The sequence below is a fragment of the Dyella sp. ASV21 genome (genome assembly GCF_016428975.1).
In the GTDB taxonomy this organism is placed as follows: Bacteria; Pseudomonadota; Gammaproteobacteria; order Xanthomonadales; family Rhodanobacteraceae; genus Dyella.
Map to the genome: position 1 here is coordinate 1 of NZ_JAELTT010000120.1, position 5,826 is coordinate 5,826.

At 63.7% G+C, this 5,826-nt stretch carries 7 protein-coding genes; all 7 read left to right on the forward strand.

All coding sequences use genetic code 11. From position 1 onward, the window contains the following. Window positions 1-192 (forward strand): hypothetical protein (locus tag JHD67_RS20685; RefSeq protein WP_199101049.1); only part of this gene is annotated, 192 nt, incomplete at its 5' end. A 493-nt stretch (window positions 193-685) separates the two neighbouring features. Then, a complete protein-coding gene (locus JHD67_RS20690; RefSeq protein WP_199048278.1) occupies window positions 686-1,378 on the forward strand; it encodes a hypothetical protein in 693 nt (230 codons plus the stop codon). Window positions 1,379-1,466: 88 nt separating this feature from the next. Then, on the forward strand, window positions 1,467-1,784 hold the full coding sequence (locus JHD67_RS20695; RefSeq protein ID WP_199101050.1) for a hypothetical protein: 318 nt from the start codon (window positions 1,467-1,469) through the stop codon (window positions 1,782-1,784). A gap of 395 nt (window positions 1,785-2,179) precedes the next feature. Next, entirely contained in the window at window positions 2,180-3,925 is a 1,746-nt protein-coding gene (locus JHD67_RS20700; RefSeq protein ID WP_199039964.1) for a DNA cytosine methyltransferase, read from the forward strand. Window positions 3,926-4,160: 235 nt separating this feature from the next. Beyond that, the gene (locus tag JHD67_RS20705) at window positions 4,161-4,610 is read left to right on the forward strand and encodes a hypothetical protein (protein WP_199039961.1); all 450 of its coding nucleotides are present in this window, start codon (window positions 4,161-4,163) and stop codon (window positions 4,608-4,610) included. Continuing rightward, window positions 4,607-5,086, forward strand: coding sequence for a hypothetical protein (locus tag JHD67_RS20710; protein WP_199101051.1), 480 nt, complete (start codon window positions 4,607-4,609; stop codon window positions 5,084-5,086). The genes JHD67_RS20705 and JHD67_RS20710 overlap by 4 nt, the downstream gene beginning before the upstream one ends. Window positions 5,087-5,154: 68 nt before the next feature. Beyond that, a complete protein-coding gene (locus JHD67_RS20715; RefSeq protein ID WP_199039956.1) occupies window positions 5,155-5,553 on the forward strand; it encodes a hypothetical protein in 399 nt (132 codons plus the stop codon). The last annotated feature ends 273 nt before the right edge of the window (window positions 5,554-5,826 follow it).

Genomic DNA, 5,826 nt, shown 5'->3' on the forward strand with positions numbered 1-5,826 from the left:
TTCGCCATGCACGCCGGCTTCGCCCCGGGCAGCGACTCGCTATTCGCGCAGCACGTCGCCGGCTGGGCCACCGAATGGCAGGGCGTCGAGTCGGGTCTCGCTGGGGTGATTGAAGACGCGTTGTGGAAGCGCAGCTTCGAAGACTTTGCGGCCGACAAGCTGGCCGAGGTCAGGCACCTGTGCAACCCGTGACGCAGACGCGGCGGGTAGGGGTGATAGCCCCGGCCGTGGGAACCCTATTCGCCTTTCGCGGCAGACAGTACCGCGTGACGGCCTGGGCGTGCACGTCGGCGCGACCTCAACGCGACCCCTCCGACCCGGATTCGTGGCTCGACGTTCTCCTGCATGACGTTGCGACCGAGCGGGAGGGAAAGCGCCATCGCTTCTGCCTGAGACCTGAGGCGACCCATGTCATCGGCGCCGGAGTCGCCGGGTGTCTCGCTGCGATCCGCGAGATTAAGGTCGTGGGCATGGCTGACTGGTCTGTGCGCCAACTGCAAGGCGCGACGCGCGCAGCTGAGGAGCGCGGCCGCGCCGGTCGCCTGATTCTGTAGCGGGGAAACCCGCCAACGTAACCCGGGCCTTTCCGCCGGCGGCTGGTACGGCCGAGACGGACACTTTGCCGCGAACCGACCACACGTCGATTGCCGTGCGCGGAAACTTTCTATTCAACAGGGACGGAACCATGACAGACCACGCGTTGACCTCAGCCGACCAAGCGCCGGTGGCGAAGCGCATTCGCTATGGCGAGCTCCTCATCCTGAAGGCGATCCTGGCAGTCGCGCTGGGTGTCTTCTTCTCCTTCATTGCTGTCGATCATTTCGATCCGGCCTTCCGCCTCGCCAAGGGCCTCTCGCAGACGGGCATGCGCGGCGTGGCGGCGTCGTACAGTCTGGACCGGACCGCTAGCGGGTCAGCTGACCTGGTCGCGAGGATGATGTGGTTGGACTCGTCCCCGGACGATGACGGTAGCCGAGAGCTGCTTGTGCGCCGTTACCACATCGAGCACCTCTCGGACGCGAGCGTGGTAGACGCGACCGTACAGCGCGTCGCCGCCGACCTCCGCCACACGCCGCAAGGGTGCACTGGGGCACCGGGAAGCTGCGATCGCTTGACGGGTCGACTGGGAGACGTGTTGGGTACTGCGGCGGTCAATTCGATCATCTTTGAGTTCTACACGACGGGGCTTTCGCACATCCTCGTGGGCATCCTGACGCTGATCATTCTTGGCATGCTCGTGCTGCTGCCGTCTAGTAAGGACGCTCTGCATAAGGACCCGGTAAGTCGCTCCGCCACCAAGGCCGGTATTGCGCTGTCGGGGATGCTTGTTCTGTTCTCGATCGCGCACCACTCCCTGGCGTCCCTGTTCTTCTCGTGATGGTGGTTCCACGTGCGCAAGCGGCGTGTTCTTTGCGTCGTATCCGCGAGCCCGAAAGTGGTTGCACAACCTTCGCGGAGATGACCCCATGAACCTGTTCGCCCCGATTCGCCGTCGCGCAATCGTCGCTTTCGCCGTTGCAGCGGCGGTGGCGCTCGCTCACACGCCCGCGTTGGCATCGGATGGGCGTATCACCTTCGTCGGCAGCGTCGTCAATCCGACATGCGGCCCGGTGCAGGCGGCCGATGCGGATCAGGGTCGGCCCCTGTGCGTGGCGTCCGACGGCACGCCGGTAGGTGGCCACGTGACCGCGACGGCCGTCACCGGGGCGGAATCCAAGCTCACGGCGTACCTCTGGCAGTGGGCGGCGGGCACGCCGCGGATGGTAGTGGTGACGTACGATTGAATGAGCGACAGGGATAGTCGATCAAAGGTAAGGACACCGAGATGATCACAGCGATAGCCCACGTCTTGCTGGCCGCAGCAGTCCTATCCGCTCCGGTGTACCACGATGCGCCGGAGTTCAGGGTTGCTGAGCGCGAGCGGTCTGCAGCACCCACTCAAGCAAACGAGTCCAAGCCTGGCACCCAGGGCCAGTCGCGCTGTCGTGCTTTCTCCGCGGCGCGGCACCATCGCGAAGATGTGAATCGCGATGCGTCAGCAGCTCGGAAGGCGGGCGTCGATAGCGGACACTGCGATTGAATCGGGGCAGCTGAGCACAGCGGTGAAAGTGCGTCGAACTTTGGAAGCCCGCCGCTTTGTAGATCCTGGAAGCGATTCCACGACCTACCGGAGCACTCCATGGCCGACGGCTCTTTCGCATCGAGCAGCGCACTCAGGACCCAAGTTCGCCGTGCCCTGAAGCCGGACACGCAGAGCGGGTTCCTGGATTTCGGTCAGGAGCTCGTCGTCGATCTGTTCGCCGGTGGCGGCGGTGCGTCACTCGGATTGAAGGCCGCGTATCGCGACCCGGACATCGCGGTGAACCACAATCCGATTGCGGTAGCAGTGCACCGCGCCAATCATCCGAACACGAAGCACTTCACGTGTGACGTCTTCGAAGTGGACCCCCTGGTTGCTACAGGTGGACGCCCAGTAGCCGTATTGTGGGCCTCGCCTGACTGCAGATCGTTTTCCCGTGCAAAGGGCTCGGCTCCACGAAGCAAGCGAGTCCGTGCGTTGGCATGGGTCGTCATCAAGTGGGCGAAGGCGTGCAAGCCGCGCATCATCCACTTGGAGAACGTGGTCGAGTTCCAGGACTGGGGCAAATTGAACCGGGATGGGAGTCCGTCGAAGGAGCACAAGGGCAAGACCTTCAAGCGCTGGGTGAAGCAGCTCGAGAACCTCGGGTATGTCGTTGAGTACCGCGAGATAGTCGCTGCCGATTTCGACACGCCCACCATCCGAAAGCGTCTTTACCTGATCGCGCGCTGTGATGGCGCACCCATTGTCTGGCCCGAAGCAACCCACTCGAAGGCAGGGGCCGCCGCACAGCGCTGGCGCCCAGCGCACGAGTGCATCGACTTTTCCATTCCGGCGAAGAGCATCTTTGGCCGGAAGAAGGAACTGGCTCACAACAGCCGTCGGCGTGTCGCCAAGGGTGTTTGGAGGTTCATCCTCAACACGCCGAACCCGTTTATCGTTCCCCTCCGAGGGACAAGCAGCGCGCACACGTCCACGCATTCCACGCGAGAGCCGCTCTCCACGATCACCGGCGGTGGAACTCACCACGCACTCGCGCAACCCGTGGTGGTTCCTATGGCGAATGTGGGGGGCGGTGGACTGAGTCGCGCGTACATCGCGAAGTGGCGGTTCGACTCAGCAGGCTCCGACTTGCACAGTCCTCTGCCCACCGTGACGGCTGGCGGAGACATGGCGCGACCCGCAGGTGCGGCCCACGCCATGGGCCTGGTCGAAGCTCGGTTTGCTCCCGAGCCCGTCGAAGCGTGCTACCTGGCACAAGCGAGCGGTGGACCGCAGGGCAACCAGAGCGTGGGGCACTCGCTGCGATCCCCTGTGAGCACGATCACCGGTACCGGTAGCCATCAGCAGCTGGTGACCGCGTGCCTGGTGAAGTACTACGGTGAGGGCGGTCAGTGGCAGGCCATGCACGACGCCATGCACACGGTTCCCACGAAGGATCGGATGGGATTGGTCAGCGTTGTGCAGGTTCCTTCCGACCTCCTTGCACCGGAGCACCGGGAGCGCGCGCGCTTATGTGCGGAGCTGCTGCACGAGTTCCTGCCGGAGCAGTTTCCGACCGCTGCCGACATGATCATCGTCGGCGACCACGTGCTTGTGGACATCACGCTTCGAATGCTGGTGCCTCGCGAGCTTGCCGCGGCCAACGGGTTTCCTGTCGACAGCTACATCCTTGATCGTGGTCTCTTCGAGAACCCCGATACCGGTGAGCTCTACTGGAAGGCCATCAGCAAGACTGACCAAGTGAAGCTGATCGGTAACAGCGTGTGCTGGAAGGTGGCGAAGGCCTTGGCCCAGGCCAACACCGTGGATCTGCGCGCGCTCTACGACCGCATGGCCGCATAGCGGCGCGGCCATCAACAGCTATTGTTGGTGAAGCTGTGGATAAGTGCCAATGTGTCCCGCAGCGGCGCGGGCCGGGACGGAGTGGCGACATTTTGATCACTCTTCGCCCGTAGCAGGGCCAAACCGGTCCGCACGGGACGCCAACGTCTGGAAACACCGCGATGACATGGCGGCGTTTCCCCATTCGGCCACCGGCCACGGGTCATACCGTGGCCAGGTCGCAATGGAGAGCGCAATGAGCCTTACACCCATCTACAGGCCGGGCAGGGAGCTTCTGGTCGCGGACCCGTCTGGCAGCCAGTTCGCACTGGCCGAAATCCGCGTCATCGGCTGGCACGGCAAGTGCCGCTCCATCCTCCGCTACAGCGTTGGATTCCGCGCGCGCAGTGTCGAGCAGAAGGTAGTGGACATCAGGAAGGTGCCCGAGCTGCGCGGGATCACCGATGGCATGCCCTATCGCACGAGGGAGCGGCTGCAGCACATCGCCAGCGCGGTATTGGAAGCCGTGGGGCGCGGCAAAGACGCGATAACCAGCATGGCGCAGGTGGGCGATCCCCTCGACGAGGCCGAGCGGCTACCCGCGCTGGCTGGCCAGGGCGGAGTGACGTCCCAGGGTGAGCAAGAACAGTGGATTCTCGCGCGGATGCCAGCTGCTCCGGTCATGCTTTCGATGGAGAGCCCGTGATGGGCACACTCATGGGCGAAATGCCGTTTCGCTTCACCGCTGGCGACGCGCGTCTGGTGGCCAGCGCGTCGATTGCCGCAAGTAGCGCAGTGCTGCCCCTCGCGCTCGGCGCGGCTGTGGCCCTGGTGGGAGTCACCTGGGGTGTTATCGAGCTTCGGCGCCGTCGGCGCGCGGACCAGGTAGCGGGGGCTATCCATCAGGTCGAGCACTTCATAGGCGGCCGCCGCTATGACGGTGCACAGTCATTGGTCGCGGCAACCCGCATGGTTGACGTGACCTGGAGCCGACGGCAGGTGCTGGAGCAGCTTTGCCGTGACGTATCTGGCGAGTGGTATGTGATCACCGTGGTGGTGGACATCCTCGGCGGCGCGCGCGTGAACGATTTGCTCCCGCTCACCTCCGAGATGGCCGCGGAGTGGCTCAAGCCATACCCCCATGCCTATGAGCACTTCTTCGGTCGGCGCGCGCCGCGCTAAGTCCTGGCACGGCTACTCTTCGACCGCCTACCATCCGACATCGTGTCCTGTGTCGACATTGGAACCACATGTTCAAGATCAAAGCCAAGGCCCTGCTGCCCTTTCTCCTGGGCCTCCTCGCCATCGGCGCGGTGACCGCGTATCAGGTCGATAACTCGATGAAGCATCCCGTCTTCGTCAAGTTGCAGGACAGCGCCTGCAAGGAAATTCACGACGCGAAGCCATTGGATGGAAAGCCGACGGCGCCGGCCCCGTGCAGCTTTCAGGCTTACATGTTCCGCTCCGAGATCGGGTGGGTAGGGTATGGCTACAGCCCCAACATCAAAGATCAGTGCGTGATGTTCGCCTACGAGATCGTGGATACCGACTCGTTCAAGGTCGATATGGACGCACCGAGGGTCGACGCGCTCCCGGCGAAGTGCCAAGCGGAATGGGCCCAGTTCCATCCGAAGATCGGGTTGTTCTGATGCGTTGGTGATGGACGCGGCGCGAAATCGCGTCGATGTTGGACCCACGCAATCCGGCCCAGAGGATGGACTGACCTACACGACGGGATCAGTCCATGTCCTCGTTCCTAACGACTTTCTCATTCCTTCTCGAACTGGTCCTCGCATCCACGGCCTGGTATCGCGCCACGACGGTCCGGGTTGCGCCCAACGGCCTGCCGCGGGCGATCTGGTTCGTACTGCTGGTCCTATTCGCCGCGCCGTTGGGCAGCGGTGTTGCCGAGCTGGTGGCGT

What these genes read in the sequence shown, in the direction of transcription:
- JHD67_RS20690 (WP_199048278.1), top strand. Translation starts at nt 686, where the DNA reads ATGACAGACCACGCGTTGACCTCAGCCGACCAAGCGCCGGTGGCGAAG.
- JHD67_RS20695 (WP_199101050.1), top strand. Translation starts at nt 1,467, where the DNA reads ATGAACCTGTTCGCCCCGATTCGCCGTCGCGCAATCGTCGCTTTCGCC.
- JHD67_RS20700 (WP_199039964.1), top strand. Translation starts at nt 2,180, where the DNA reads ATGGCCGACGGCTCTTTCGCATCGAGCAGCGCACTCAGGACCCAAGTT.
- JHD67_RS20705 (WP_199039961.1), top strand. Translation starts at nt 4,161, where the DNA reads ATGAGCCTTACACCCATCTACAGGCCGGGCAGGGAGCTTCTGGTCGCG.
- JHD67_RS20715 (WP_199039956.1), top strand. Translation starts at nt 5,155, where the DNA reads ATGTTCAAGATCAAAGCCAAGGCCCTGCTGCCCTTTCTCCTGGGCCTC.